Here is a 24,798-nt window from a genome sequence, read left to right on the forward strand (position 1 = left end):
CCACTGTGGAGAACCACCGCGAGAACCTGCCGACGGACCCGGTCGCCGCCCTCGCCCGGGCCCGCTCCCCGGAGAGCCCCGGCCCCGACACCCCCGCCGGGACAGCCGTCCGCCACTGGCCAGGGCCACCGCGCCCGATCCCGGAGGCCGGCCCCGCGAACCTCGACCTGCGGACCCTGCTGCGTCTGTCCCTGGCGGCCTCGGACGCCTCCGGACGCCTCAGGCCCACCCCCTCCGCCGGTGCGCTGCACCCGGTGGACACCGAACTGGTCGTCGGCACCGGCTGCTCCCTGCCGCCCGGCCGCTACGGCTACGACCCCCTGCGCCATCGCGTCCACCACCTCGGCCCTCCCGTCGGGGGCACGCCGCCCGGCGCGACCGCCGCCCTCTCCGTCACCGTGCAGCGCACGGTGTCCCACTACAGCCACCGGGCCTGGCCCCTCCTGCTGCTGGACACCGGGCACGCCGCCGCGGCGCTGCTCCTCGCGGCCCGCGTCCTGGGCGTTGAAGGATGCGATGTGCGGATGGACGGGCGCACCGAGAACCCCCTGGCCGTCGTGCGCATCCCACCGCCCGACGGGCAGGGGCCGAAGCGCCTCGCGGACCCCGAGGACCGGCCGACGCCGGCCGACCTGCTGGCGCGCCGCAGTACCCCGCCACCGTTGCGGGGCAGCCCACCCGGCGAGGCATTGCAGGCAATCCTGGCCACCGCCGAACGGGCCGGGGACGGCCGCTTGTTGCGCTGGTGCGCCGCGGTCGGCCCACCTCGGCCCGGCCTCATGGAACTGGCTCCCGAGGGCGCCACCCTGCGGCCCTACGCGTTCGGCGAGGCCCGTCCGACGCTCGCGGCCTGGGCGGCGGGCCAGGCGTGGCTTGCGGACGCCGGCGCCATACTGCTCGCCCACGGCTGCCCCGCGGACGCCGACGCCGCGCACATCCGCCGTGCCCACCTGCGAGCCGGCTTCGCCGTCCACCTGGCCCATGTCACAGCCCTGCGCCACGGGCTGGCGGCCCGGCCCGTCGGCTCCTGGCAGCAGGCGGATCTCGGCGCCGCCCTCGGAGCCGCGCCGGGCCGTGACTGGGTCGTACACGCCCTGGCCCTCGGCACCCGCAACGCCGACGAGGAGAATCCGACATGATCGTCCACCCCGAGCTGCGCCGCGCCGCACGGCACGCACGGCGTCCCCTGCTCGCGGCCACCTTCTTGCAGGGAGCCGTCACCCTCACGCACCTGGCACAGGCCGTGCTGCTGGCCCTCGCGCTCGCCGGCCTGGCCCGCGGTGGCACCGGCCAGCTCCCATGGCTGCTGGCCGCCGTGCTCGCCGTCGTCGCCGCCCGCGCCGCGCTCGCCCTGTGGCAGCGGCGCACCGCCACGCGCGCCGGAGCCCGGGTCAGGGTGGCACTGCGCGACGAACTCCTGGCCCATCTGGGCCGGCTGGGGCCCGCGTACCTGACCACAGCGCGGGCGGGGGCCGTCCGCACCACCCTGGTCGACGGGGTGGAGGGCGTCGACGCCTATGTCTCCCGCTACCTGCCCCAGCTCCTGGTCACCCTCTCGGTACCACCCCTGGTCCTCGCCGTCCTCGCCGTGGTCGAACCCCGGGCCCTTGTCGGACTCGTCCCCGCCCTGCTCCTGGCCCTGCTGGGGCCGCGCGCCTGGGACCGGCTCCTCGCCGCCCGCGGTAAGGAACACTGGGACACCTACGAAGGACTGGGCGCCGACTACCTGGAGGCTCTCCAGGGCATGCCCGCCCTGCGCGCCGCGGGCGCGGTCGGCCGCACCCGGGCGCGCCTGGAGGAGAGGTCCGCGGCCCTGCACCGGGCGACCGTCGCCAAGTTGCGGGTGTCCCTGGCCGACACCGGCATCACCGACCTCGCCATCCAGGGCGGCACCGCCGCCGCAGCGCTCCTGGCATGCTGGTCGGCCATCACCGGATCCACCACTGCGGCCGGCACCTATCTGGTGCTGCTGCTGGCCTCCGAGTGCTTCCGCCCGATCCGCGACCATGCCCGGGAGTGGCACGCCGGATACCTGGGGGTGTCGGCCGCCGACGGGCTGGAAGCCTTGCGCACGTCCGTGCCGGCGGTCCCCGACACCGCGACGGCGTCCGCGCACCGGCACACGCCGCCCGAACTCGGTTTTCACCATGTCCGGTTCACCTACGACGGTGCTCCCGCACCCGCACTGGACGGGGTCTCCTTCACCGCGCGGGCGGGACGGACCACCGCGATCGTCGGGCCGTCCGGCGCCGGCAAGTCGACCCTCCTGGCCTTGCTCCTGCGCCACCACGACCCGCAGGAAGGGCGGATCACCCTCGACGGCCGCCCGACGACCGAGTACGCGCTCGACTCGCTGCGGCAGGGCATCGCCGTCGTCTCCCAGGAGACGTACCTGTTCCACGCCAGCATCGCCGACAACCTGCGCCTGGCCCGGCCGGATGCCACCGACGACGAGCTCACCCGGGCGGCGCGCGCCGCCGGGATCCACGACGAGATCACCGCCCTCCCGGACGGCTACGCCACCCTCCTCGGAGAACGGGGCGCCACGCTCTCCGGGGGGCAGCGACAGAGGCTCGCCCTCGCGCGGGCCCTGCTGTCCGATGCCCCGGTCCTCGTTCTAGACGAGGCGACCAGCTCGGTCGACGAACGACGCGAGGCGGACATCGTCCGGGAGCTGCTGAAGGCGGTCGGTGGGCGGACCGTCCTGGTGGTCGCCCACCGGCTCGCGGCCGTCCGGTCCGCCGACCGGATCGTCGTCCTCGACGCGGGACGTGTGGACGCCGTCGGCGACCACACCGGTCTGGTCGAGGCCGGCGGCGTCTACACCCGGCTCGTCGAGGCCGGCCGCGCCCACCGAGGGGAACTCGCCGCATGAGCACCGTCATCGGTCCCACCGCCACCGGGTCCGACCTTCCCGTGCGGGGTGCGCTGCGCGCGCTGCTGCCGGCCCTCGCGGCACACCGTGCCATGACGGCTCGCACCTGTGCCGCCGCGCTCCTCGAACAGGGTTCTCTCGTCACGCTGGTGACCCTGGCCGCGCACACCGTGGGCATCGCCGTCATCGAAGGGCGTTTTCCCACGGCCATCACCGTCACCGCGCTCGTCGCCCTCGTTCTCGTACGCGCCTTGATGACCTGGCGGGAGATGGACCTCTCCCACGACCTCGCCTACCGGGTGCTGGCCGCACTGCGAGTCCGCGTCTTCGACGGACTGGCCCGCAGCGCGCCCGCCCGGGTCGCAGGCCGCCGCAGCGGCGACCTCGCCGCCACCGCCATGGCCGACGTGGAAGCGCTGGAGTTCTTCTACGCGCACACCACCGCCCAACTGCTCGCGGCAGGAACGGTCTTCACCGGCGGTTCGGTACTTCTGACCCTGGTGGAGCCGTGGATGCTGGTGGCCGTGCTGCCGGTCGCTGCCCTGCTTGCCGTGGCCCCCTTCGCCGACGCAGGCGCGCGCACGGTGCGCGGCGGCCGCACCCGCACAGCGGTGGCCGCTCTGTCGGCCGACACGGTGGAGACCGTCGACGGGCTGCGCGAGCTGCTTGCCTTCGGCGCTCTGGACGAACGCCGCCGTAAGTTGGCGGAGCGGGGGCGGCAGGTCGGCGACGCCCAGCGCGCCGAGGCCACCTGGGAGGCCGTCGCCGCCGCCGTCCGCGACCTCCTCATCGTGGTCGCGGTCCTCGGCGTGGTCGCTGCGGCGGCACAGTCCGTGACCTCCGGACGGCTGCACGGTGCCTGGGTCCCGGCCGCGATGGCGCTGGCCCTGTCCGTCCTCGGCCCGGTCGCGGAGTCCGCCCGCGCCCTGAGCCAGGCCGTGGCCCTGCGCGCCGCCGCCGCCCGCGTCGACGCGGCCGTCAAGGCCCCCGCCCTGGCACCACCACCCGCCGTACCTCGCCCCCTGCCTCCCGGACCACTGGGCGTCCGGTTGAACCGAGTGAGGTTCGACTACGGCGGCATCCCCGTGCTGGACGGCGTCGACCTCACCGTCCATCCCGGCCGGACACTCGCCCTCGTCGGCGCCTCCGGAGCCGGCAAGTCCACCTGCGCCCACCTGCTGGCCCGCTTCTGGGACCCCTCCGCCGGTGAGGTCCAGTTGCTGCCCGCCGACGGCGATCCCGTGGATGTGAGGGAGGTGAACGACGCAGAACTGCGGCGGGCGGTGGTCCTCGTGGGACAGGACACCCCCCTCTTCCACGGCACCCTCGCCGAGAACCTGCGGCTCGCCGCGCCCGAGGCCGACGACCGGGCGCTGGCCGAGGCGGCACGGCTGTGCGGCGTCGACCGGATCGCCCCCCTGGACACCCTCGTCGGCGAGCGGGGCGCCACGCTCTCCGGCGGTCAGCGGGCCCGCATCGCCCTGGCCCGCGCGTTGCTGGCCGGACCGCGCGTCCTCGTGCTCGACGAGACCACCGCCCACCTGGACAACACCGGCGACGCCGAACTCGCCACCGCGCTGCGGCAGGAGAGCCGCACGACGATCTTCATCGCCCACCGCCCGGCCACCATCCGCCGCGCCGACCGCATCGCAGTCCTGGAGGACGGCCTCATCACGGAAGAGGGAACCTGGGAGGACCTCACAAGCAGCCCCGACAGCGCGCTCAACCGCATCCTCAGCGCCACCACCCTTTCCGAGCGCGGCAGTTCGCCCCGGCAACCGGACCAGTGACGCTGAGGCACGGGTGCACCTGGACGAGCGACGCCGGGTGCGCCCTCCGCCGGCCCTGTCAGCGCTCTTCGTACGGGTCCGACGGCTCCGCGATCCGTACGACGGTCGTGGCCCGCAGCACCGGGGGGCTAGGCCGAGGGAAAACCCAGTTCGCCACGAGGACGCCACGTGCCCGTCACCGTCACCCATGTGTCGCTCTCCAGGGCGTCAAGCCCTTGAATCTCCACGTTGGTCGTCGTGGCGTCTGCCGCGCAGCCTCGCGGGCCGCGCTGTACGAACCGACCCGTACCGTGCCGCTCGCGCGGTCAGCACCGCACGCACCAGACCGAGCAGCCCCTGACAAAACTCCTCGTGTGGACCGGTATGCAGAATGCACCCCTGCTCCTAGGGGTGCATTCCGGGTGCTTCCGCATCTAGTGCAGAAACGCTTGCGCAGGGGGTTGGCGGTCGCTTCTCACCGGCTCGAGTACGGAAGGAGCGCCATCTCCCGGGCGTTCTTGACCGCCGTGGCGATCTGTCGTTGCTGCTGGGCCGTGACGTGGGTGACGCGGCGGCTGCGGATCTTGCCGCGGTCGGAGATGAACTTTCGCAGCAGGTCGGTGTTCTTGTAGTCGATGTAGGTGATCCCGGCCGCGTCCAGCGGGTTGGGGCGGGACTTGAGCGGCTTGCGGGGGCCTTGGCGGGGGGCCATGGTGCTCCTTCTGTGTCGGGGCGGTTGGGGCCGGTTCTACGTGACGGGGTCGAGGAGAGAGTCGAATGCGGCCGGGAGTTGCTTCCAGGCTTCGGGGCCCGCCCTGTACTCGGCGTCGGTGAGCAGGCAGGACTCCAGTACCCGCGCGAGTCCGTCGCGGTCCAGGCCGGGGGAGGTGAAGACGAGGTGCTGGCAGCGGTCGCCGTGCTCGGGGTGCCAGTCCAGTGCGGCGGCCGCTCGGCGTACGGGCGGGACCATCTCCCAGGCGGCGTCCGGCAGGGAGGCGAGCCACGGACCGGCGCTCTCCACGCACAGCGCTCCGCCGGCGGCGTCCCAGGCGAGCAGGGTGTCCGGGTGGTCGGCGAGCCAGAACCTTCCGCGGCTGCGGACCGCGGCGCAGCAGAGGTCTTCCAGCGCCTGGTAGAGGCGTTCGGGATGGAACGGGCGGTGCCGACGCCAGACGAAGGTGGTGACGCCTGCCTCGTCGGCCTCCTGGGGGAGCAGCGCACAGGCCGGATGCTGGGCGGCGGCGGCCGCTTCCACGTCGAAACCGGCGAAGGCCAGCCGGGCGAGCTCTTCGGAGTCGGTGCTCACCCGACGGGCGGTGGGGTGGAGTTGGGTGAGGAGCGCCCGGTCCTCGTCGTCGGCGTCCTCGCTCTCCACGACGGCGAGGACGGGGGCGTACTCCAGTTGCCTGGCCCAGGTGTCGCCGACCGTGCGCTGGTCGCCGGCCGCGGCCGCGAGGCCCGCCTCGGCCAGGTCGTCGCCGTTGGCGAGGCAGGGCAGGACGAGAGCGGGATCGACCGCCGTGATCACGTTGGTGAGTCGGACAGCGTCGGCACCGTGCTGGACGACGACCTCGGCCATTCCCCTGGGTTCGACGGAGTCCCACAGCTCGACGACGGCGAGCCGGGTGATGCCGGCATCGGCGAGCCGTTCCAACTCGGGGACCAGGTCCTCGCGCAGCGCGCAGCACGCGCAGTCGTTGACCAGCGGGGCCTCCTCTCGGGACAGCTCACCCGACGCATCGCGCACCTGACGCAGGACGGTGCCGTCGGCCGCACTGGACAGGTCGTGATGGAGGGCGACGCTGTGGGGCACCAGGTGCAAGAGGCGCTCCACGACCTTGCGGCGCGCCTCGGAGTGGAGCCCGGCGACGATGACGACAGGGAGTCCGGTACCGCCGCGCATCAGTTGGCTCCGCGTCGACCGTACCGGCGCTCGAAGCGCTCGACTCGCCCGGCGGTGTCCAGGACCCGGGCGGTCCCCGTGTAGAAGGGGTGGCTGACGTGCGAGATCTCGACGTCGACCACCGGGTAGGTGTTGCCGTCCTCCCACTCGATCGTCTTGTCGCTGGTCATGGTGGAGCGGGTGAGGAACGCGTAGTTCGCGGCACGGTCGCGGAAGACGACGGGACCGTAAGCAGGGTGGATTCCGGGCTTCATGGGGCGTCCTTGAGTTCTGGGGCCGGTGGCTGTGTGGCGGGAGGTCAGCGTTCCTCGCGGAAGTCGACGTGACGCCGGGCGATCGGGTCGTACTTGCGCAGTACCAGGCGGTCGGGGTCGTTGCGGCGGTTCTTGCGGGTGACGTACGTGTAGCCGGTTCCCGCGGTGGAGCGGAGCTTGATGATCGGGCGTACCTCGTTGCGTGCCATGAGCGGTACTATATGGGAATGGTTTTCATTAACAAAAACTAGCCGTCCCCGACGAGAGGTAGGTACGACCATGTCCGCCCACTGCCAACTGACCGGCGCCCGACCGGGCTTCGGCAACACCATCTCCCACTCGCATCGGCGCACTTCGCGCCGCTTCGACCCCAACGTCCAGCGCAAGCGTTACTGGCTGCCCAGCGAGGGGCGGTACGTCCGGCTGACGCTCAGCGCGAAGGCGATCAAGACCGTCGACAGCATCGGCATCGAGGCCGCCGTGGCCCGCATCCGCGCCCGGGGGGAGAAGGTCTGATGGCCAAGAAGAGCAAGATCGCGCAGAACGAGAAGCGCAAGGCGACCGTCGAGCGGTACGCGGCCCGCCGGGCGGAGCTGAAGGAGATCATCCGCAGGCCGTCCTCCACCGACGCCGAACGCCGGGCCGCGGTGGAAGAACTGCGGCGCCAGCCCCGCAACGCGAGCGCGACCCGGGTGCGCAACCGGGACAGCGTGGACGGGCGGCCGCGCGGCCACCTCCGGAAGTTCGGCCTGTCGCGCATCCGCGTGCGGGAACAGGCCCACGCCGGCTTCCTGCCCGGGGTCACCAAGTCCTCCTGGTAATCGCTCCGTCCGTGCGACGGGCGACGGGTCCGGCCGTGACTCGGTGGAGTCGTGGCCGGGCCCGTCGCCGAGCGTGCCTGCGGATGTCAAGGCAGGTGCAAGGGGCTGAGCCGGTACCCCTCGGCGTGGGGGAGCCGCTGCGCGGCGACGGCGGACGCCAACTGCCGGTGGAGGAGCGGAGACTGAGCCACCACGGGTTCCGGGCAGGGCGTCCGGGGAGTGGTCGGCGGGGAGGCCGAGGACCCCGCGCGCGTCGGGTTAGTGCAGGGAGGGCAGTGCGGTCGCTGCGACGATCAGGTGCGGCCCGGCGGCGTGAGAGACCGCCTTCGCGGCTCCGCCCGGTCCGTCACCGAGGCCGCGATCACCGCCCGTCGCGGGACATCCGCGAAGAACTGCCGACGCAGGTCGATCATGCCGGGCGAAGAGAAGGGTGCGCGCCAACGCACCGGTGAGACTCGGGAGGCCGTCGAAGTGTCCGAAGCCGCGGTCGATAGAGGCGCTGCTTTCTTCACTTCGTGCGTGGTACCGGGCCGGACGGTGCCGTGGCCGCGACCACCGCCCGACCCGGAGTCTCAGCGCTCCGTCATGGTGGTGAGGGGGTCGTGCTCGTGCGCGCAGCTCTCGTCGAAGCCGTATGTGTCCCAGGCCGGGAAGGGGTCCGAAGCGGGCAGGGCTTCGCCTTGCTGCACAAGGCAGCCGGTCAGAGCAGCCCGCAGCGACTCAGTGTCCAGATGGGTTCCGATGAAGACGAGCTCCTGGGCGAAGTGGCTGTCGGCGTCACGTGCGGAGGAGGGCTCGAAGCGGGCCACCGAACCGGCCTGAGACCACAGTCCCGTCACACGGGGTCGGCTGGCGAGGGTGAAGAAGCCCTTGGACCGGAGGACCTGCCCGTAGGCGCCGCTGTCCAGTGTCTCCGTGACGAACGTCCAAAGCCGCCCCGGGTGGAAGGGCGTTGAGGAGCGGAAGACGGCCGACGAGATGCCGTACTCCTCCGTCTCGGGAACATGGTCGCCGTTGAGTTCCCTGACCCAGCCCGGTGCCTGTTGTGCCCGCTCCAGGTCGAAGCGGCCGGTGCCCAGGACCTCGCCCAACGGTACGCGGCCCCGCACGGCCGTCGTCACGCGGGCGGCGGGGTTGAGGCGGGCGAGGGTGGCCCGCAGCCGGTCCGCGGACGCGGCGTCGACGAGATCGAGCTTGTTGAGGACGATGACGTCGGCGAACTCGATCTGGTCCATCAGCAGGTCGCTGACCGTGCGTTCGTCGTCCTCGTACTGGTCCAGGCCGCGTTCGGTCAGTTCGTCGCCGCCGGCCAGCTCCGGCAGGAAGTTGGCGGCGTCCACGACGGTGACCATCGTGTCCAGCCGGGCCAGGTCGCCGAGGGTGGCGCCGTCGTCGCGGGCGAAGGCGAAGGTGGCGGCCACCGGCATGGGCTCGGAGATACCGGAGGACTCGATGAGGAGGTAGTCGAAACGCCCCTCGCGCGCCAGCCTGTCCACTTCCTCCAGCAGGTCGTCGCGCAGGGTGCAGCAGATGCACCCGTTGGTCATCTCGACCAGGCGTTCCTCGGTGCGCGACAGTGCGGCCTCACCGCCGCGCACGAGGGCGGCGTCGATGTTGACCTCGCTCATGTCGTTGACGATGACGGCGACGCGGAGGTCCTCCCTGTTCCCGAGGATGTGGTTGAGCAGGGTGGTCTTGCCCGCACCGAGGAATCCCGAGAGGACGGTGACGGGCAGGCGCGCGGAGGGGGTGTGCGACATGATGTGTCAGCCCTCGGGCCGCAGCAGGCCACGTTCGTACGCCTTGGCCAGCCGCTGGGGGACGCGGTACGGCACCCCGTCCACGGTGACGGTGACCAACTGGGGCGTCACCGCCTTCCACTGCGCGCGACGGTGCCGGGTGTTGCTGCGGGACATCTTGCGTTTGGGCACGGCCATGAGGACCTCCGGGACGCGATCGGTGAACGAGACGGAGAGTACATGAAAATGGATGTCGTTACGATGTGCTCATGGCCCTGTCCCTGCCGGCGGATCCTCGGGCGCGAGGGCCCGAAGCGCCCTACTCGTCGAGTTCGGCGCGTACTCGGCGCGAGGGGCTGAAGGTGTAGAGGTCGAGAATGCCGGGCGGATCGGTGACGCCCGGGCCGCCGCTCGCGACCCAGGCGGCGATGTCGGCGGTGGCGTCCCGGTCGTTGACCAGGCCGAGCCAGACGGGCCGACCGCCGGCCCTGCGGCCGGTGGCGGAGGGCTGGATGACGATGACGTTGGCCCGCTCGCAGGCGTCGAGGCAGTCGGTCACCCGCACCCTTGCCGCCCCGCCCACGGCCTGCCGCAGGTCACGCAGTTGGGCGGCGTGAACGAGTCCGGGGATCTTCGGTGTTCCGCAGCAGCAGCCGCGGCATACCGCGACCGTGGGCCGTTCTGCTCCCGCCCCGGCTCCGGGGGCGGGGACGCGACGGGGGGAGCGCTTGCTCACTCGGCACCTCGTCGGGCCGGGTTGGTCCAGGCGGCTTCGCGCAGCAGACGCAGGCCGTTGAGACCGACGACGACGGTGGAGCCCTCGTGCCCGGCGACGCCGAGCGGCAGCGGCAGGGTGGCGATGAGGTCCCAGATCACCAGCGCGGTGATGAACACGCCGGCGATGACGAGGTTCTGGACGACCAGGCGGCGGGCGGTTCGCGAGAGGGCGACGACAGTGGGGATGGCGGCGAGTTCGTCGCGGACGACGACGGCGTCGGCGGTCTCCAGAGCGAGGTCGGAGCCGGCCCTGCCCATGGCGATGCCGGTGTGCGCGGCGGCCAGGGCGGGCGCGTCGTTGACGCCGTCACCGACCACCAGCACCTTGCGGCCTTCGCCTTCCCACTTCTGTACGGCGGCGGCCTTGTCCTGCGGGAGGAGTCCGGCGCGGACGTCCGTGATGCCGACCTGTGCGGCGAGGTGGCGGGCGGCGCGTTCGTTGTCACCGGTCAGCAGGACCGGGGTTCGGCCGGTCAGCTCGGTGAGCGCGGTGACGGTGGCGGCGGCGTCCTGCCGCAGCCGGTCGGCGATGCCGATCACCCCGACCGGGCTGTCGTCGCGCAGGACGAGGACCGCGGTCCGCCCGGTCTCCTCCAGCTCCGCCACCGCCGCAGACGCGGGCCCGGTGGCGTCCGGAAGACGGGCGGGCGATCCGACCTGGACGGTGCGTCCCGCGACGGTGGCGCTCACGCCCTGCCCGGGAGCGGAGCTGAAGTCGAGCGCCTCGGGCAGCGGCAGGCAGCGTTCGCGGGCGGCGTCGACCACGGCGCGGGCGAGCGGGTGCTCGCTGGGGTGCTCGGCCGCGGCCGCCAGCGCGAGCAGACCGTCTTCGTCCAGCCCGGAGCCGGGGAGGGGGCGGATGTCGGTGACGCGGGGTGTGCCCTCGGTCAAGGTGCCGGTCTTGTCCAGGGCGACCACGTCGACCTGTCCCAGGCGCTCCATCACGACGGCGGACTTGGCCAGCACGCCGTGGCGGCCGGCGTTGGCGATGGCGGACAGCAGCGGCGGCATGGTGGAGAGCACGACGGCGCAGGGCGAGGCCACGATCATGAACGTCATCGCGCGGAGCAGGGCAGGCTGGAGGGCGGAGCCGAAGGCGAGCGGGACCGCGAACACGGCGAGGGTCGCGATGACCATGCCGATCGAGTACCGCTGCTCGATCTTCTCGATGAACAGCTGGGTGGGGGCCTTGGTCTCGGAGGCTTCCTCGACCATCTTCACGATCCGGGCGATGACCGAGTCCGCCGGATCCCGATCGACGCGCACGCGCAGGGCGCCGGTGCCGTTGACGGTGCCGGCGAACACCTCGTCCCCGGCCTGCTTGGCGACGGGCAGGGGCTCGCCGGTGATGGTGGCCTGGTCGACGTCGCTCGCGCCGTCCAGGATCTGACCGTCGGCGCCGACCCGCTCGCCGGGCCGCACCAGGATGACGTCGCCGACCTCCAGGTCCTCGGCGGCGACGGTTTCCTCGCCGCCGGGCACCAGCCGGGTCGCCGTCGTCGGCGCGAGGTCGAGCAGCCCCCGCACGGAGTCCGCCGTGCGGGCGGTCGCCACCGCCTCCAGGGCGCCGGAGGTCGCGAAGATGACGATCAGCAGCGCCCCGTCCAGGACCTGCCCGATGGCCGCGGCGCCGAGAGCGGCCACCACCATCAGCAGATCCACGTCCAAGGTCCTGTCCTTCAGAGCCTTCAGCCCTTCCCAACCCGGCTCCCAGCCGCCTGTGACGTAGGTGGCGGCGAACAGCGGGCCCCACAACCAGGCCGGGGCGCCGAGCAGGTTGAGCGGGAGGGCGGTCAGGAACAGGACCAGCGAGGCCAGCGCCCACCGGACCTCCGGCAGTGTCAGCACCCGGGTGCGCCGCGGGGGCGGAGCCGGGCGCGGCCCGGCCGCCGCCGGCGCGGGCCGCTGGTCCAGGACAGAAGGCATGACAAAGCAACCCTTCGCGGGTGGACGGGACAACACGTCCACCATACAGGAATGTATGAACAGGTCTTCAGGTGTGATGGGTATGATGTCCGCATGGGCCACGGAACCGACACCAGCAGCGCCACCACCCGAGAGCGCCTCGACGCCGTCGGCGCCGCCGACGTCGCCGCCACCCTCCAGGCCCTCGCCACACCCTCGCGGCTCTACATCCTGGCCCGTCTGCAGGAAGGCGCCTGCTCGGTGAGCGACCTCGCGGAGGCCGTCGGAATGGAAGCCTCCGCCTGCTCCCACCAGCTCCGCCTGCTGCGCAACCTCGGACTGGTCACCGGCGAGCGTCACGGACGCTCGATCGTCTACGCCCTGCACGACAACCACGTCGCCGAACTCCTCGACCAGGCCCTGTACCACGTCGAGCACCTTCGCCTGGGTGTCCGTGACGTCCCCGCCGCCCCGGCCGAGCCCGCCGTCGCCGACTGATACGCCGGGTCGCTACCGGGGCAGTTCCTGTCAGTTGCCTGCCCGCTGAGCTTCGAAGCGTGGTGCCGGAGGGGCCGACGGGCCGCCGCGGTATGACGACTGCATGAGGTATGCGCAAAGAGCCGCATCGTGCAGGGGGTTGCCGCAGGGCTCAAGCGGCATGGCTGCCCAGGCCCGGAGCCTGGGGATGATGCCCGAGCGGTCGGTTTCAGCCGATCCGGCGATGACCTGAGGGCCTGTGCGGTCACGGTTGGCGCCGACTCGTAAGCTGCCGTCATGAGTGAGATCCAGACCCCGACGCCCCGCGACGCCTTCGAGCTGCTGCTGGCCGGTAACCAGCGCTTCGTCGCCGGCACCTCCGAGCACCCGAACCAGGACGCCGCCCGCCGCGCCGAGACCGCACCGTCCCAGCAGCCCTTCGCCGTGCTGTTCGGATGTTCCGACTCGCGGCTGGCCGCCGAGATCATCTTCGACCGAGGGCTGGGCGACCTGTTCGTGGTGCGCACCGCCGGCCACGTCATGGGTCCTGAGGTGCTGGGCAGTATCGAGTTCGGCGTGGAGGTGCTCGGCTGCCCGCTGGTCGTGATCCTCGGGCACGACTCGTGCGGCGCGGTCGGCGCGGCGTGCGCTGCGCTGGAGGACGGCATGACGCCGGCCGGGTACGTCCGGGACGTCGTCGAGCGGGTGACCCCCAGCGTGCTGGCCGCCCGGGCCGCCGGACGGGTCGAGCCGGAAGAGGTCCTCGCCGAGCACGTAAGGCACACCGCCGACCTGTTGCTGGACCGCTCCCGGGTCCTGGCTGACAAGGTCGCCGCCGGCCGGACCGCCGTGGTGGGCCTGCGCTACCGCCTGGCCGACGGCACCGCGGAGCTCGTCGCCTCCCACGGGCTCGAAGCGGCGGAGACCGCCGCGTCCTGACCGCTCAACGGGACGTGCCGTCGCGTCGCGGGGCGCGCTGACGGCACCCCTGCGCAAGAATGCACAGGTGCAGCCACTGCCGGTCCCCTGCCCCGCTCACCTCATCCCGGACGCCACCGGTACGAATGCCTTCCACGACGCCTACCGTACCGCCATGGCGCACAACGCTGTGTTCGTCGCCGTCGAAGCCGAGGGTCAGCACTGGACCGTGAAGGCGGACACCCTCACCGCCGGCCCCGGCCGCGGGGTCACCGATGCCGTCAACGACGCCATCCGGACTGCGATCCTCCGGCTGGTTGACGCCCGCGAGGTCGATTTCGGCGCCTACACGGGACCCGTCTATTTCATGATGCACGGCGTGCGGGACGAAGAACGAGCCCGCGAACTCGCCGCCGCACTCCATGCTGCCCTGCACGACGACCTGGAACCCCTGTCCCGTGCCGTCCCCCCTGCGTCGAGCCTCAGGTGACAGCCGCCCACGTCTCTCGCATGGCGTTCATGCTGCTCACACCATGGACCGGGGCCCCGCGGCGCGGCGGAGCCGGTTGGCGATCGCCAGTCCCAGCCCCTCCTCCACCGGCAGGGAGGCGACGATGAGATCACATCCCTGCTGGTCGAGTTCGCGCAGGAACCCGTACAGCCCGCGCGCGTAGGCGGCCATCGAGGCGGGGACCGCCACCATGGCGTGCGCCTTCACCGGGACGTCGGCGAGGGAGGGCGGAAGAAGGACGCCGACGTGGTGCCCCGACTCCTGCGCGAGCTCGGCTTCGGCGACGACCTTCTCCGGCTCGACGAGGACGACCCGGGCGCGCGGTGCGTAGTGGGAGGGATGCTGACCGGGCACCCGGATGTGACTGGTCGCGGGGACCGCGAGCGGACGCCCCAACGTCGCTTCGAGGTCCTCGCGCGTCACGCCGCCGGGGCGCAGGATGCTCGGGGTCTCGCCGGTGGCGTCGACGATGGTCGACTCGACGCCGACCTCGCAAGGGCCGCCGTCCAGCACGAAGTCAACGGCATCACCCAGCTCGGCACGGACATGGTCCGCCGTGGTGGGGCTGACCGAGCCGAAGCGGTTGGCTGACGGCGCCGTGACACCGCCGCCGAAGGCCGACAGCAGCGCGAGGGCGACGGGATGGTCGGGTACCCGAACGGCCACTGTCTCCAGGCCACCTGTCGCTTCGAGGGGCACGCGGTGACCGCGCCGCAGGACCAGCGTGAGCGGTCCCGGCCAGAAGCGTTCGGCCAGCAGGCGCGCCGCCGGGGGCACGTCCTCGACCCAGTCGTCCAGGTGATTCGCGTCGCCGATGTGGACGATCAGGGGGTGGGAGGGCGGACGCCCCTTGACCTGGAAGATGCGTGAGACAGCGGCGGGATCCTCGGCGTTGGCTCCCAGACCGTAGACGGTCTCGGTCGGGAGGGCCACCAGGCCGCCGGCGCGCAGCACCTCGGCCGCCTTCTCGATGTCATTGGTTCTTGCCATCACTCTTGCGATTCTCCCACCGCTCCGCTCCGAGAGAGTCCACGTCCTGCCGGCGGGCTGCTCCCGGCAAGATTCGTGCGAAGACGGATCCCGGTTGCCGCCCGACGAGCTGCTCGTGGTGCTCTCGCTCTCTCCCGACAGCAGCGGGCTCGGAGCGCCCACCACCCCGGCAGCCGCAGACAGACGTCGCGCAAGGGAGGGCCACTGCGTCATCGAGGCCTTCTCGCCGGCAGCTCATGAGTTACCCACGGAAACCCTTTCCCCACGACTTGCCCTGCGCCACCATGAGCCGTCATACCCGCCGGTACGTCAGGTCTGGTCGCGGGGTCGCACGGTTGCAAGGGGAGGCGGCGGGATGGCTCGGGCCGACGGCGACAGGGATCGTGGCGGTGCGGAGCCCGGTCACGGGATCCACGAGGGCGCGTCCGACGCGCGGCTTGCCGAGCTGCTGCGCGCGGATACGGTCACGGCGTATCCGGCGCTCCAGGAACTGCGCGCCCGCCATCATCCGCACGTCCTCGCCTACGCCAGGCTGTGCACCCCCAACGAGTCCATGGCACGGCAGCTGGCGGCCCAGGCGTTCACGCTGGCGGCCCGTCGGACCGCCCGCGGAATCGACTCGGGACTGCCCTGGCGCCATCAACTCCTCCTGCTGGTCGCCCGGTCGGCCGGGTCCTGGGCGGGGGACGGCCGGGCGGCCGGCCTGGACGCGGGGCTGTTGCTCGTCCTGAACTCGGTCGGCCCCTCCGGTCCCGTGCCCCCCATGCTCGCGGCGTTCCAGTCCTTGTCCTCCCGTACTCAAGGCCTGATCTGGTACGGGATCGTCGAACGGGAACCCACGGAAAAGACGGCCGTCCTCCTCGGCCTGACCCGGGAGGACGTCACTTACGGTACGGCCGCGGCGCTGCAGCAGCTGGCCCGTGCCTGCCTGCGCGCCCGTCTCACCGCCTCCGAGGACCCGGACTGCCCCGACTTCGGCCGCCTCATCGAGGAGTCCATCCGGCCGGACAGCCCTCGTGACAGCGCCGATCTGCAGGCCCACATGACGCATTGCCCGCACTGCACGACGGCCTACGAGGAGCTGGCGGCCTTGCGGGACGCACCGCGCACAGCGCTGGCGGAGGGGCTGCTGCCGTGGGGCGGCACGGCGTACGCGGCGGGTGACCCGGGCGAGCGGGCGGCCGGTGGCACCGGCGTGTGGCGGAGCGGGTCCGGCCCTGCCGGATCCGGGCGGGAGCCGGAGGACCGGGAACGGGCACCGGATCGCCGGCGCACCGTGCTGGTGTCGGCGGTGCTGGGGGCGGCCCTGCTGCCGGTGGCGGTGTTCCTGGCGGCGCAGGGCGGATCGCCGTCCCCCGACCCGGTGGGCTCGGCGAACACCCAGGTGAGTACACCACCGGTGGCGGTGACGGTGACGGCTACGGTGTCCAGGACGCCGCCGTCGGTCTCGGCCTCGCCGTCACCCTCGCCGTCGCGGACCTCGAAGTCGCCCTCCCCGACAAGGAGTCCCTCACCGACGAAGACGGCAAGCCCGAAGCCGCCGCCCTCCTCCACGCGCCCGCTCTCCGGCTCGTTCGCGCAGGTGGTGAACGTCGCGTCGGGCCTGTGTCTCGACGTGAGCGGCGCCTTCACCAACGGAACCGATGTGATCACGGCCTCCTGTTCGTCGTCACGTACCCAGCGATGGCGCGTCGACGACGACCGCGGGTTGCTCCAGTCGGCCGCCGACCCCGACTTCTGCCTCGACAGCCGGGGAGCGACGCACCGGGGCGTCGGGATCTGGGAGTGCGACTCGGTGGAGGGCCGCAACGGCCGGAACCTGATGTTCGCGGTGGACGAGGACGGGCTGATCCGCCCGGTCATCGCCTTCGGCACGGCCGTCACCCCGGACGGCGGAGCTGGGGACGGGCTGTCACTGGACTCGGCGGGTGGAGGCCCCGGGCAACGGTGGCGGGCGGGGGCCGCCTGATCGGGATTCACGCACGTTGCGTTGCTGGATCTGGCCCGGCGGGCGCCGGGGGAGAGGTGGCCGATGTTCGTCTCGGCGCAGAGTTCCGCGACGGTGGCCGTCGCCGACGGGGAAGGCGGGTGGTACGGGGCGGCGCATCACTGCCTCCGCACCGATCAGTGGCATGAGGTGGTCCCACGCCGACATCAACGCCAGGATCACCACCACACAGCTTCCCGGTGATCCGCGGCTTCATGGCTGATCAAAAACACGAAGGTTGACGCGGCAATGATGCGAGTGGGCGTCGGGCGCGGGATCCGGTGCCGGTTCCGGGTTGGCCGGCGGGCCGGGATGGCCGTCCGAAGGCCACTGCCACCGGCAGATGATCGACGCGCTACCTCCTCGACAACGGCATCGAATGGCGGGGCGATGCCGTCCGAGTTCGCCCTCGCCGCGGGGCTATGCCCTTTGGGCGCCGACGGGATGCGCGGCAGGTGGCCGTGGGTTCTGACCGAGTTTCTGTGGCAGACCGGTCATACAGATCTTGACGTGGATCTTGCCGTAGTTGAAGGTACTGGTCTGAACGACCGGGGTGGGACATGGACGTAGCGCAGCAGTGCTCGGAGCTGTACGCGGCTGGTGGATTTGCCGCCGTGCGGCGGACAGCACAGGCAGGGCTTGACCAGGTGGGGCCGACGGCGGTGCTGTACCGATGGCTGGGCCAGGCGCACGCCGCAGAGGACGAGGATGATCACGATGCCGAGGCGGAGCGCGCCTACCGGAGTGGTCTGGCATTGGCTCCCGACGACCTGGGGCTGCTCGTGTGCTACTTGGAGCTGTGTCTGCGCGCGGACGCTTTCGACTATCCGGTCAGGGCGGGGCGGGTGGCTACGCTGCGGGCGCGCATCGATGAGCTGGCACCTGCCGGATCGCCGGAGAGCCAGCGGGTTGACGACGCCCTGAGCTGGGCGGGCCGCGGATATTGGGACGACCTGATCGCAGCCGCAGGCCGCGGCGAGCTGCAGCAGGCGGAGTCGGCGGAACTGAGCGAGCGGGTGGCTGGTGCGCTCCGTGCCGGCACCGTTGACGCGGCCTCTCCGGCGACCGCGGGAGAAGACATGCGGGAAGCGGAACTGGCCGCAGCACTCGAGCTGTTGCAGGGCCGGGCGAACGCACCCCTGCGGTACTTGGTGACTCACCGCACTGCCGCCTATGTGATCACGTGTGCCGCTGCCCTCGGCGTGAACCGCCTGCTCGTCACCACCGGAGTGGTCACTTTCAGCGCCTGGGGCTGGCTGTTGTGGATTCCGCTGTTCGCGGCAGAGGGCAAACTACGTGCCGCCCGTAAACTGGCTCGTGAGCGTGTCGTCGCGCGTATCGAGGAACGACATGTTCTGGAGACAGCGGTTGTGGTGAACACGGACGATCATTCCGAGGCGAAGCCTCGTACAGGCGACACGCCGGACGGCAGCGGACACCACTGAGAAGCGGAGACACCCCGCAACACGACGCCGGACGAGCCGTTCTCCACAGGGCGACCGAGGGCGGCGCCGTCCACCACGCCCAGAGCCGTGCCTCCTCTCCGCAGCACAGGTGTCGGGCCCCAGCGGGTCTCCCGAGTGCAGCATCGTCTGCCGGCCCTTCGGAGCAGGGGGTATCACCGCCCTCGCACGCACGGATCGGCAGGAAGTGTGGCACCAGGTGCCAGGGTGCGCAGACGCTGCGGGCCGTCCCGGAACCGTCCGCCCAGGAACCGCTGACAGGGTCAGGTTGTCTCCGTCGACTGCCGGCCCGCCGGGCGCTGGAGCGATGTTCAACTCGACGACAAGTCCAGGATCGGGCCATGCCCCGCACCCTGAGGCGCGGCACGGACAACGCCGAACGGCTTGGGTGCGTTCGGCCACTGGCCCGCGTTATGCCTGACGGGTATCAGAGGAGTCGAAAGAGGTCTTGGACGGGGTGCCGTTGCCGGACGGAGGCTGTGAGGGCAAGGACATCGAGCCATTGACAGGAGCCAAGACCATGAGGGTGTTTCTCACCGGCGGATCCGGATACATCGGCAGGGCGGCCATCAGCGCACTGATCCGGCACGGACACACCGTGGAGGCCCTGGCCCGCAGCGACCGCGCCGCCGAAACCGTCCGTGCCCTCGGCGCGACACCGGTACGCGGCGGGCTCAAGGACCTTGGCGAGCTGAACGCCGCGGCTGCTCGTGCGGAGGCCGTCGTCCACCTGGCGCAGGCCGCAACCGGTGCCGAGGATCTGGAGGCCGCCGCCGCCATGCAGGACGGCATCGGCAGCGGCCCCTACGTGCACACAGGCGGCACCTGGGTGTACGGCGACACCCAGGGCGTGGCGGACGAGAGCGCCCCGTGGAACCCGCCGTCGCTGGTCGCCTGGCGCAAGCCCGTGGAGGACGCCGTCCTCGCACGCGCTCAGCGCGGTGGCCGCCCCGTCGTGGTACAGCCCGGACTGCTGTACGGCGGCGAGAGTCGTCTGATCGACATCTTCTTCACCACACCGGGCAAGGAGGCCGGCGCCGTCCCCTACATCGGCGATGGGACCAACCGCTGGGCGCTGGTGCACGTCGACGACATCGCCGAGCTGTACGTCGCCGCGCTCAAGGCTGAGCCGGGTTCGGTGTACGTCGGTGTCGGTGGTGTCAACCCCACCGCAAAGGAGTGCGCCCTGGCGCTCAGCCGGGCGGCGGGCATCGAGGGCAAGGTCGCCTCGATCAGCTTAGAACAGGCCCGTGAACAGATGGGCCCGATCGCCGACGCCTTCGCGCTCGACCAGCAGTTCACTCCGGCCCGGGCCAGGGAGGAACTGGGCTGGACTCCCGCGCACACCGACCCGTTGGCCGTTCTCGCCCGTGGCTGAGCACACCTGCGCATCGCTGCCTCGACAGTCTCGGCGGCGATGCGCGCCCGCCCGGTAGATTGGTGATCGACTGCCCTGGCCGTGCCGGAGGACGTCCAGGGCGGCCAGGGTCCACAGCGGCCGACCGATCGGGTGAGCCGTTCCGACAGAGCAGGCGGTGATTCCGGATGGATCTTGATCTGCGGAAGCTGCGCTATTTCGTGGCCGTGGCGCAGGAACTCCATTTCGGACGGGCCGCGGAGCGGCTGCACATCGCCCAACCGGTACTGTCCCGGCAGATCCGCAGCCTTGAGGACGACCTCGGAGCGGAGGTGTTCGACCGTGGCCGCCGCGGAACGCTGCTCACCCCGGCCGGAGAGCAACTGCTGGAGGACGCCCTTCCCTTGCTCGCCTCGGCCCAGGCACTGACGAGGCGCGTCAGATCGGCGGCCCAGGGCACCCAGGCGCTGACCATCGGCTTCATGCCCGGCATCACGGTCACCCCGGCCATGGTCGCCTTCACCGCGCACCATCCGGACGTCAGCGTGCGCCTGCTGCGCACCACGTGGGACGACCAGGTGGAGGTGCTGCTGGACGGCCGGGCCGACGTCAGCATCGTGCGCTTGCCCGTCGACCGCAAAGGTCTGCAGATGCGTCCGCTCTTCCGGGAGCCCCGCGTCGTCATGGTGCCGGCCGCGCACCCCTTGGCCGGCAGGACCTCGGTGAGTATCAAGGACCTCGCCGCCGAGCACCTGCTGCAGAATCCCGACGCCGTGCCCGAGTGGCGCGACGTGGCACAGGAACCGCAGGGCGGGCGGCGCCCCGAGGTCCCGGTGATCCTCCAGGTGGAGGAGAAGCTGGAAATGGTGGCGGCCGGAGCGGGAGTCTGCGTGCTCCCGCTGTCGACCGCCAATTTCTACACGCGGCCGGACGTGATCCCGCTGCGCGTGGAGGACATCGGCCCCAACCAGGTGGCCCTCGCCTGGGTGGCGGCCCGCCGCTCCCGCCTCGTCCACGACTTCGTACAGGCCGCCACCGAAACCCTCGCCCGGCCCCACACCGAGGACCCGCCGCCGTCTTCGGACTGAGCGGTTTCCACGCGGACCGGCCCCTCGACTCCAGCAGAGGGTGGGGCGCTCGCCGGGCGAGGTCGTCGCCGCCCAGCGGCAACCGTGAACCCGCCTGAAGCAGGCCACGCACGCTCTCGGGAGCCTGCGGCGGGTCGACAAGGCTCGCATGCGGGACAACCTCGGGCTGACCGGGGGCGTCCCGGCCACGGCCGCAGTGGTCGGTGAGTGCACGACCAGCGGCCGCTCGGTCAGCTGCCGCAACCGCCCGAGGTTGGTGGCACGGGAGCGGCTGTACGGCTCCGAGTCCTTCAGCCAGAGGCTTCGACGAGGCTGAGCAACACGGTGGTGATGGTCGATCGAGCCAGTTCCGGGCTGATCGTTTCACGGGCGGCCGCATAGCCGAGCGCGTCCGCTGCGCCTACGAAGGCGATGGCTGCTTCCTCGCTGAGGTCCGCACCGCCGTCGGCGCTTCGTATGGCGTGCCGACAGATGTCCACGTAGCGGCGTTCGGATTCCCGCTTGGCTTCGCCGAGGGCTGGTGTGCCGGCGAGTGCGGCCGCCACTCCGCTGAGCTCGACGCCCTGGGAGACGATGCACGCGACGTGGGCCGTCGCGATCGCTTCGACCCGCTGCCGCAGATCCGGCGGCGTGTGTGCCAGCGCAGCATGCAGGTCGGCGAGGTGCCGCTGGTCGAAGTCCTGGTACAGCGAGAGGAGAAGCGCCGAGCGCGAGGAGAAGTGATCGTAGACGACGGGCTTGGAGATCCCTGCTCTGCTCGCCAGGTACGCGAGCGTGAGCGCGTCCGTACCTTCGGTGGCGATCACGTCGCGGGCAATGCCGACGAGCTGCGCCCGCCGCTCGGCACTGGAAAGTCGTCGCTCGGCCATGCCCGGCATTCTCTCACCCACGAGTAACCTACTACCAGTAAGCTACTAGTAGTAGGTTGTCTCCGAGGGAGAGAAGCTGTCGATGCACACCCTGCTGGTCGTCGCGAACCCCGACCCTTCGTCTCTCACGCATCATGTGAGGGAAAAGCTCGAGGCGGCACTCCATCCCGTGTCCGTCGAGGCCGCCGACCTGGCCAGGGAGCGGTTCGATCCCGCGTTCACCCTGGCGGACCGACGGGCCTACCAGGGGAGCGGCACCTATCCGGCCGACATCGTGAGAGAGCACCGCCGTCTCGAACGGGCCACCGATCTCGTGTTGATCTTCCCTGTGTACTGGTGGTCGATGCCCGCGCTGCTGAAGGGTTGGATAGACCGCGTCTTCGTCAACGGCTGGGCCTTCGAGCACTCCCCGGCTTCGGGTCTGCGACCGAAGCTTCAGGGGCTCACCACCCACCTTCTGCCCATCGCCGGCGGCGACTCCGGCGCATATGAGCGCCACGGGTACGAGGAAGCGCTGCGAACGCAGATCGAGCACGGAATCGTCGACTACTGCGGCAGCCGGCGTGGTGCCACGGCGTTCGTCTACGAGTCCGAGCAGCCTTCCTCCGAGGCCACGGCGCGAAGTGTCGACCACGCAGTGCGCATCATCAGTGGAGCCATTCATGCCCGCTCGCGGGCGCTGCTCTGAGACCGTCTTCCGGTTGGCGGGTCGGCAGTAGTCGGTGCGGGCGCGGCGCTGCCGACGAAGGCCTGGCCGGGAGACCGTTCTCACCGTGAGCGCCGGGCTCGTCGAGGACGACCCCGGCGCAGGTGCATTCCGAGGTGGACGCCGCCAGGTATGCACAACGACGTCGCCGACGGGCACCCTCGAGCGTTCGGCGCGCCCGGTCCACCTGGGCGGGCCGAACGCTAAGGGGTGTCTTACGCGTCACCGTCCAGGACTTGGCGCAGACGGAGCGCGAACTCGTCCGGCTTCCCCGGGTATCCGAACTCCCCACCGCAGAAGCCGCCATGATGGCTCGGGAACACGACCACCTTCAGCCCGAGGAGTTCAGCTGCCGCGGCGGAGGTGCGTGCCGTCAGCAGGTTCTCGGACTCCTCACCCACCGCGATCACCACGCGGGTCGGCGCGGCGGTGATCGCGTCGGCGTCCGGCCGATAGCCGCTGACCGCCCACGACCGGTCCGACAGCAGGGGATCGTCGCGCGAGCCGTCGTCCTCGGTGGGCATCCCGAACGCGGCGGGGTCGGCCGGGGGCTGTGCGAAGTACGCGTCGGTGAACTCGCCCGCCCACGAGGTCATGGCCACGAACGCCGCCATCCCGGCCCCCCACCCCCGCTTCTCGTACGCTTCCCGAACCCTGGCCCGCGCCCGCACGGCTGCGGGGCCGTCCGGTGTCAGGGTGATGAGCGGCGGCTCGTGCGCCACCAGCGTGGTCACGTCCGAGGGGTACTTCTCGACCACCGCGAGCGCGGTGACCGCTCCGCCGCTGCTGGCGAACATCTCGACGGGCCCGGCCCCGAGCGCCTCGATGACGGCGTGCACGTCGTCGGCCTGGGTCCGCGGTGTGTGGTCGGTTCGTCCGTCCTTGCGGACACTGCGGCCGAGGCCGCGCGGGTCATAGGTGACGACGGTCCGCTCGGGGAAGCGCGAGGCGAGCGTGACGAAGCCGGAAGCGTCCATGGGCTGCCCGATCATCATCAAGGGCGGACGTCCGTCACTGACCGGCAGCGGCCCTCGCACGTCGTAGACGAGGTCCGCGCCGACTGTCTCAAGAGTGTGCGTCTTCATGCCCTTTCAGACCGACCCCGCAGCGGAAACTCATCGGTGCGGCTTGCGTCGGGCGGCCTCACCGGTGGTGCGGCGTCACCGGCACGGCGTCCGGCTCCTCCGCGTCTTCGCCCGGGCCGTCGCCACCCGGTGCGGGCCCGGGTGCGCTGTCGCGCTCGCCGTCGGCCATGGCACGGCTCCGGGCGGAGCAGTCGGGCGGCATCGCCCATGGGTGCCCGGCGCGGGCGACAGGGAGTCGGCAGGCGCCCCTTCCGGGGGAAGAGGACGGTCCTGACGACACGGCGTGCGCGCGCGGGGCACCGAGGACGGTCCCGACGAGTGACGATCCGGTCGGCGAGATGGAGGCGGCCCGCATGACCGGGCCCCGCCGCAGACCCGTTCACTCCGGTGCGCACGGCGCGCAGGGCACGCCCCTGAGCACTCCATCAATACTCTGTGCGCCCTTTCTGGTGCGAAGAGCGACGGAAATGATGAGCGCACCACACAGGAACCAGGCGATCCACGGCCCTCGGTCAGCGACCGGGCGGGTCGTGGCGAAGGAGGCCAGGTGTTGCTTCTCATCTCCCCGGACGGTGTCGAGGAAGCGCTCGACTGCGCCAAGGCGGCGCAACACCTCGACATCGTCGACGTCAAGAAGCCCGACGAGGGCTCTCTCGGCGCGAACTTCCCCTGGGTCATCAGGGAGATACGCGAAGCGGTCCCGGCGGACAAGCCGGTGTCCGCGACCGTGGGAGATGTCCCCTACAAGCCCGGCACGGTGGCTCAGGCCGCTCTCGGCGCGGTCGTCTCCGGAGCCACGTACATCAAGGTCGGTCTCTACGGATGCACAACCCCTGACCAGGGCATCGACGTCATGCGCGCCGTCGTCCGGGCGGTGAAGGAGCACAACCCGGACGCACTCGTCGTCGCCTCGGGCTATGCCGACGCCCACCGGATCGGCTGCGTCAACCCGCTCGCGGTGCCCGACATCGCGGCCCGCTCCGGCGCCGACGCGGCCATGCTGGACACCGCAGTGAAGGACGGGACGCGGTTGTTCGACCATGTTCCGCCCGACGTCTGCGCCGAGTTCGTCCGGCTGACCCACGGTTCCAGCCGGCTCGCGGCCCTCGCGGGCAGTGTCCGGCACGACGACCTCGGCGAACTCACCCGCATCGGTACGGACATCGTCGGCGTACGGGGGGCGGTCTGCGAGGGCGGCGACCGCAACGCCGGCAGGATCCAGCCGCATCTGGTGGCCGCCTTCCGGGCGGAGATGGACCGGTACGACCGGGAGCGCACCGCCGGCCTTCCCGCAGCGCGCTGAC

25 protein-coding genes are annotated in these 24,798 nt (G+C 71.6%); 14 read left to right on the forward strand and 11 right to left on the reverse strand.

Annotated features, from left to right (window positions below; all coding sequences use genetic code 11):
* Window positions 1–5: 5 nt before the first annotated feature.
* The 3 genes from ELQ39_RS31870 to ELQ39_RS31880 are packed head-to-tail and all read left to right on the forward strand — an operon-like array spanning window position 6 to window position 4,665.
* Window positions 6–1,139, forward strand: a complete 1,134-nt coding sequence (locus ELQ39_RS31870) for a SagB/ThcOx family dehydrogenase (protein WP_242595412.1) — start codon at window positions 6–8, stop codon at window positions 1,137–1,139.
* A complete protein-coding gene (locus ELQ39_RS31875) occupies window positions 1,136–2,875 on the forward strand; it encodes an ABC transporter ATP-binding protein/permease (RefSeq protein WP_242595413.1) in 1,740 nt (579 codons plus the stop codon). The genes ELQ39_RS31870 and ELQ39_RS31875 overlap by 4 nt, the downstream gene beginning before the upstream one ends.
* Window positions 2,872–4,665 carry an ABC transporter ATP-binding protein gene (locus ELQ39_RS31880; protein ID WP_242595414.1) on the forward strand — a complete coding sequence of 598 codons (1,794 nt, stop codon included), beginning with the start codon at window positions 2,872–2,874 and terminating at the stop codon, window positions 4,663–4,665. Before ELQ39_RS31875 ends, ELQ39_RS31880 begins: the two co-directional genes overlap by 4 nt.
* A 454-nt stretch (window positions 4,666–5,119) precedes the next feature.
* Here ELQ39_RS31880 and rpsR read toward each other — a convergent pair whose 3' ends face one another.
* The 4 genes from rpsR to rpmG are packed head-to-tail and all read right to left on the reverse strand — an operon-like array spanning window position 5,120 to window position 7,010.
* Complete coding sequence (gene rpsR / locus ELQ39_RS31885) at window positions 5,120–5,356, reverse strand: 30S ribosomal protein S18 (RefSeq protein ID WP_225625267.1); 237 nt, start codon at window positions 5,354–5,356, stop codon at window positions 5,120–5,122.
* A gap of 36 nt (window positions 5,357–5,392) precedes the next feature.
* On the reverse strand, window positions 5,393–6,547 hold the full coding sequence (locus ELQ39_RS31890; protein ID WP_242595415.1) for a CobW family GTP-binding protein: 1,155 nt from the start codon (window positions 6,545–6,547) through the stop codon (window positions 5,393–5,395).
* Entirely contained in the window at window positions 6,547–6,801 is a 255-nt protein-coding gene (locus tag ELQ39_RS31895; RefSeq protein WP_093766409.1) for a type B 50S ribosomal protein L31, read from the reverse strand. Before ELQ39_RS31895 ends, ELQ39_RS31890 begins: the two co-directional genes overlap by 1 nt.
* Window positions 6,802–6,845: 44 nt before the next feature.
* Window positions 6,846–7,010 carry a 50S ribosomal protein L33 gene (rpmG, locus tag ELQ39_RS31900; RefSeq protein ID WP_033274214.1) on the reverse strand — a complete coding sequence of 55 codons (165 nt, stop codon included), beginning with the start codon at window positions 7,008–7,010 and terminating at the stop codon, window positions 6,846–6,848.
* A gap of 70 nt (window positions 7,011–7,080) precedes the next feature.
* On the opposite strand from rpmG, the gene rpmB reads away from it, so the two are divergent.
* Together rpmB and rpsN are read left to right on the forward strand one after the other, a co-directional pair.
* Window positions 7,081–7,317: a 50S ribosomal protein L28 gene (gene rpmB, locus ELQ39_RS31905; RefSeq protein WP_190003442.1), complete on the forward strand. Its 237-nt coding sequence runs from the start codon at window positions 7,081–7,083 to the stop codon at window positions 7,315–7,317.
* On the forward strand, window positions 7,317–7,622 hold the full coding sequence (gene rpsN, locus ELQ39_RS31910; protein ID WP_190003443.1) for a 30S ribosomal protein S14: 306 nt from the start codon (window positions 7,317–7,319) through the stop codon (window positions 7,620–7,622). The genes rpmB and rpsN overlap by 1 nt, the downstream gene beginning before the upstream one ends.
* 572 nt (window positions 7,623–8,194) lie before the next feature.
* Here rpsN and ELQ39_RS31915 read toward each other — a convergent pair.
* The 4 genes from ELQ39_RS31915 to ELQ39_RS31930 form a co-directional block, all read right to left on the reverse strand.
* Window positions 8,195–9,382, reverse strand: a complete 1,188-nt coding sequence (locus ELQ39_RS31915) for a GTP-binding protein (protein ID WP_242595416.1) — start codon at window positions 9,380–9,382, stop codon at window positions 8,195–8,197.
* Window positions 9,383–9,388: 6 nt separating this feature from the next.
* Window positions 9,389–9,559 carry a 50S ribosomal protein L32 gene (gene rpmF, locus ELQ39_RS31920; RefSeq protein ID WP_027733907.1) on the reverse strand — a complete coding sequence of 57 codons (171 nt, stop codon included), beginning with the start codon at window positions 9,557–9,559 and terminating at the stop codon, window positions 9,389–9,391.
* A gap of 121 nt (window positions 9,560–9,680) precedes the next feature.
* Window positions 9,681–10,097, reverse strand: a complete 417-nt coding sequence (locus tag ELQ39_RS31925; protein ID WP_242595417.1) for a (2Fe-2S) ferredoxin domain-containing protein — start codon at window positions 10,095–10,097, stop codon at window positions 9,681–9,683.
* Window positions 10,094–12,064, reverse strand: coding sequence for a heavy metal translocating P-type ATPase (locus tag ELQ39_RS31930; protein ID WP_242595418.1), 1,971 nt, complete (start codon window positions 12,062–12,064; stop codon window positions 10,094–10,096). Before ELQ39_RS31930 ends, ELQ39_RS31925 begins: the two co-directional genes overlap by 4 nt.
* Before the next feature lie 93 nt (window positions 12,065–12,157).
* Here ELQ39_RS31930 and ELQ39_RS31935 point away from each other — a divergent pair, with 93 nt between their 5' ends.
* The 3 genes from ELQ39_RS31935 (at window position 12,158) to ELQ39_RS31945 (ending at window position 13,928) form a co-directional block, all read left to right on the forward strand.
* Window positions 12,158–12,541 carry an ArsR/SmtB family transcription factor gene (locus tag ELQ39_RS31935; RefSeq protein WP_190003447.1) on the forward strand — a complete coding sequence of 128 codons (384 nt, stop codon included), beginning with the start codon at window positions 12,158–12,160 and terminating at the stop codon, window positions 12,539–12,541.
* 276 nt (window positions 12,542–12,817) lie between these two features.
* Entirely contained in the window at window positions 12,818–13,459 is a 642-nt protein-coding gene (locus ELQ39_RS31940; protein WP_242595419.1) for a carbonic anhydrase, read from the forward strand.
* Window positions 13,460–13,613: 154 nt separating this feature from the next.
* Window positions 13,614–13,928 carry a hypothetical protein gene (locus ELQ39_RS31945; RefSeq protein ID WP_242595421.1) on the forward strand — a complete coding sequence of 105 codons (315 nt, stop codon included), beginning with the start codon at window positions 13,614–13,616 and terminating at the stop codon, window positions 13,926–13,928.
* A 36-nt stretch (window positions 13,929–13,964) separates the two neighbouring features.
* On the opposite strand, the gene ELQ39_RS31950 is transcribed toward ELQ39_RS31945, so the two are convergent.
* On the reverse strand, window positions 13,965–14,939 hold the full coding sequence (locus tag ELQ39_RS31950) for an L-threonylcarbamoyladenylate synthase (RefSeq protein ID WP_242595423.1): 975 nt from the start codon (window positions 14,937–14,939) through the stop codon (window positions 13,965–13,967).
* Between the two features lie 355 nt (window positions 14,940–15,294).
* Here ELQ39_RS31950 and ELQ39_RS31955 point away from each other — a divergent pair, with 355 nt between their 5' ends.
* The 4 genes from ELQ39_RS31955 (at window position 15,295) to ELQ39_RS31970 (ending at window position 20,834) form a co-directional block, all read left to right on the forward strand.
* Complete coding sequence (locus ELQ39_RS31955) at window positions 15,295–16,908, forward strand: ricin-type beta-trefoil lectin domain protein (protein WP_242595425.1); 1,614 nt, start codon at window positions 15,295–15,297, stop codon at window positions 16,906–16,908.
* 578 nt (window positions 16,909–17,486) lie between these two features.
* Window positions 17,487–18,371 (forward strand): hypothetical protein, encoded by an 885-nt coding sequence (locus ELQ39_RS31960; RefSeq protein ID WP_242595427.1) that lies wholly within the window; start codon window positions 17,487–17,489, stop codon window positions 18,369–18,371.
* A 538-nt stretch (window positions 18,372–18,909) separates the two neighbouring features.
* A complete protein-coding gene (locus tag ELQ39_RS31965; protein WP_242595429.1) occupies window positions 18,910–19,767 on the forward strand; it encodes an NAD-dependent epimerase/dehydratase family protein in 858 nt (285 codons plus the stop codon).
* Between the two features lie 167 nt (window positions 19,768–19,934).
* Window positions 19,935–20,834, forward strand: a complete 900-nt coding sequence (locus ELQ39_RS31970; protein WP_242595431.1) for a LysR family transcriptional regulator — start codon at window positions 19,935–19,937, stop codon at window positions 20,832–20,834.
* 290 nt (window positions 20,835–21,124) lie between these two features.
* Here ELQ39_RS31970 and ELQ39_RS31975 read toward each other — a convergent pair whose 3' ends face one another.
* Complete coding sequence (locus ELQ39_RS31975) at window positions 21,125–21,703, reverse strand: TetR/AcrR family transcriptional regulator (RefSeq protein ID WP_242595433.1); 579 nt, start codon at window positions 21,701–21,703, stop codon at window positions 21,125–21,127.
* An 82-nt stretch (window positions 21,704–21,785) separates the two neighbouring features.
* Between ELQ39_RS31975 and ELQ39_RS31980 the strand changes: the two genes are divergently transcribed.
* Window positions 21,786–22,391 (forward strand): NAD(P)H-dependent oxidoreductase, encoded by a 606-nt coding sequence (locus ELQ39_RS31980; RefSeq protein WP_242595435.1) that lies wholly within the window; start codon window positions 21,786–21,788, stop codon window positions 22,389–22,391.
* A gap of 233 nt (window positions 22,392–22,624) precedes the next feature.
* Here ELQ39_RS31980 and ELQ39_RS31985 read toward each other — a convergent pair whose 3' ends face one another.
* The gene (locus tag ELQ39_RS31985; protein WP_242595438.1) at window positions 22,625–23,494 is read right to left on the reverse strand and encodes an alpha/beta fold hydrolase; all 870 of its coding nucleotides are present in this window, start codon (window positions 23,492–23,494) and stop codon (window positions 22,625–22,627) included.
* Between the two features lie 547 nt (window positions 23,495–24,041).
* Here ELQ39_RS31985 and ELQ39_RS31990 point away from each other — a divergent pair.
* A complete protein-coding gene (locus ELQ39_RS31990; RefSeq protein WP_242595439.1) occupies window positions 24,042–24,797 on the forward strand; it encodes a (5-formylfuran-3-yl)methyl phosphate synthase in 756 nt (251 codons plus the stop codon).
* Window position 24,798 lies beyond the last annotated feature (1 nt).

It is taken from the genome of Streptomyces sp. GB4-14 (genome assembly GCF_022696125.1).
GTDB classification, from domain to species: domain Bacteria; phylum Actinomycetota; class Actinomycetes; order Streptomycetales; family Streptomycetaceae; genus Streptomyces; species Streptomyces werraensis.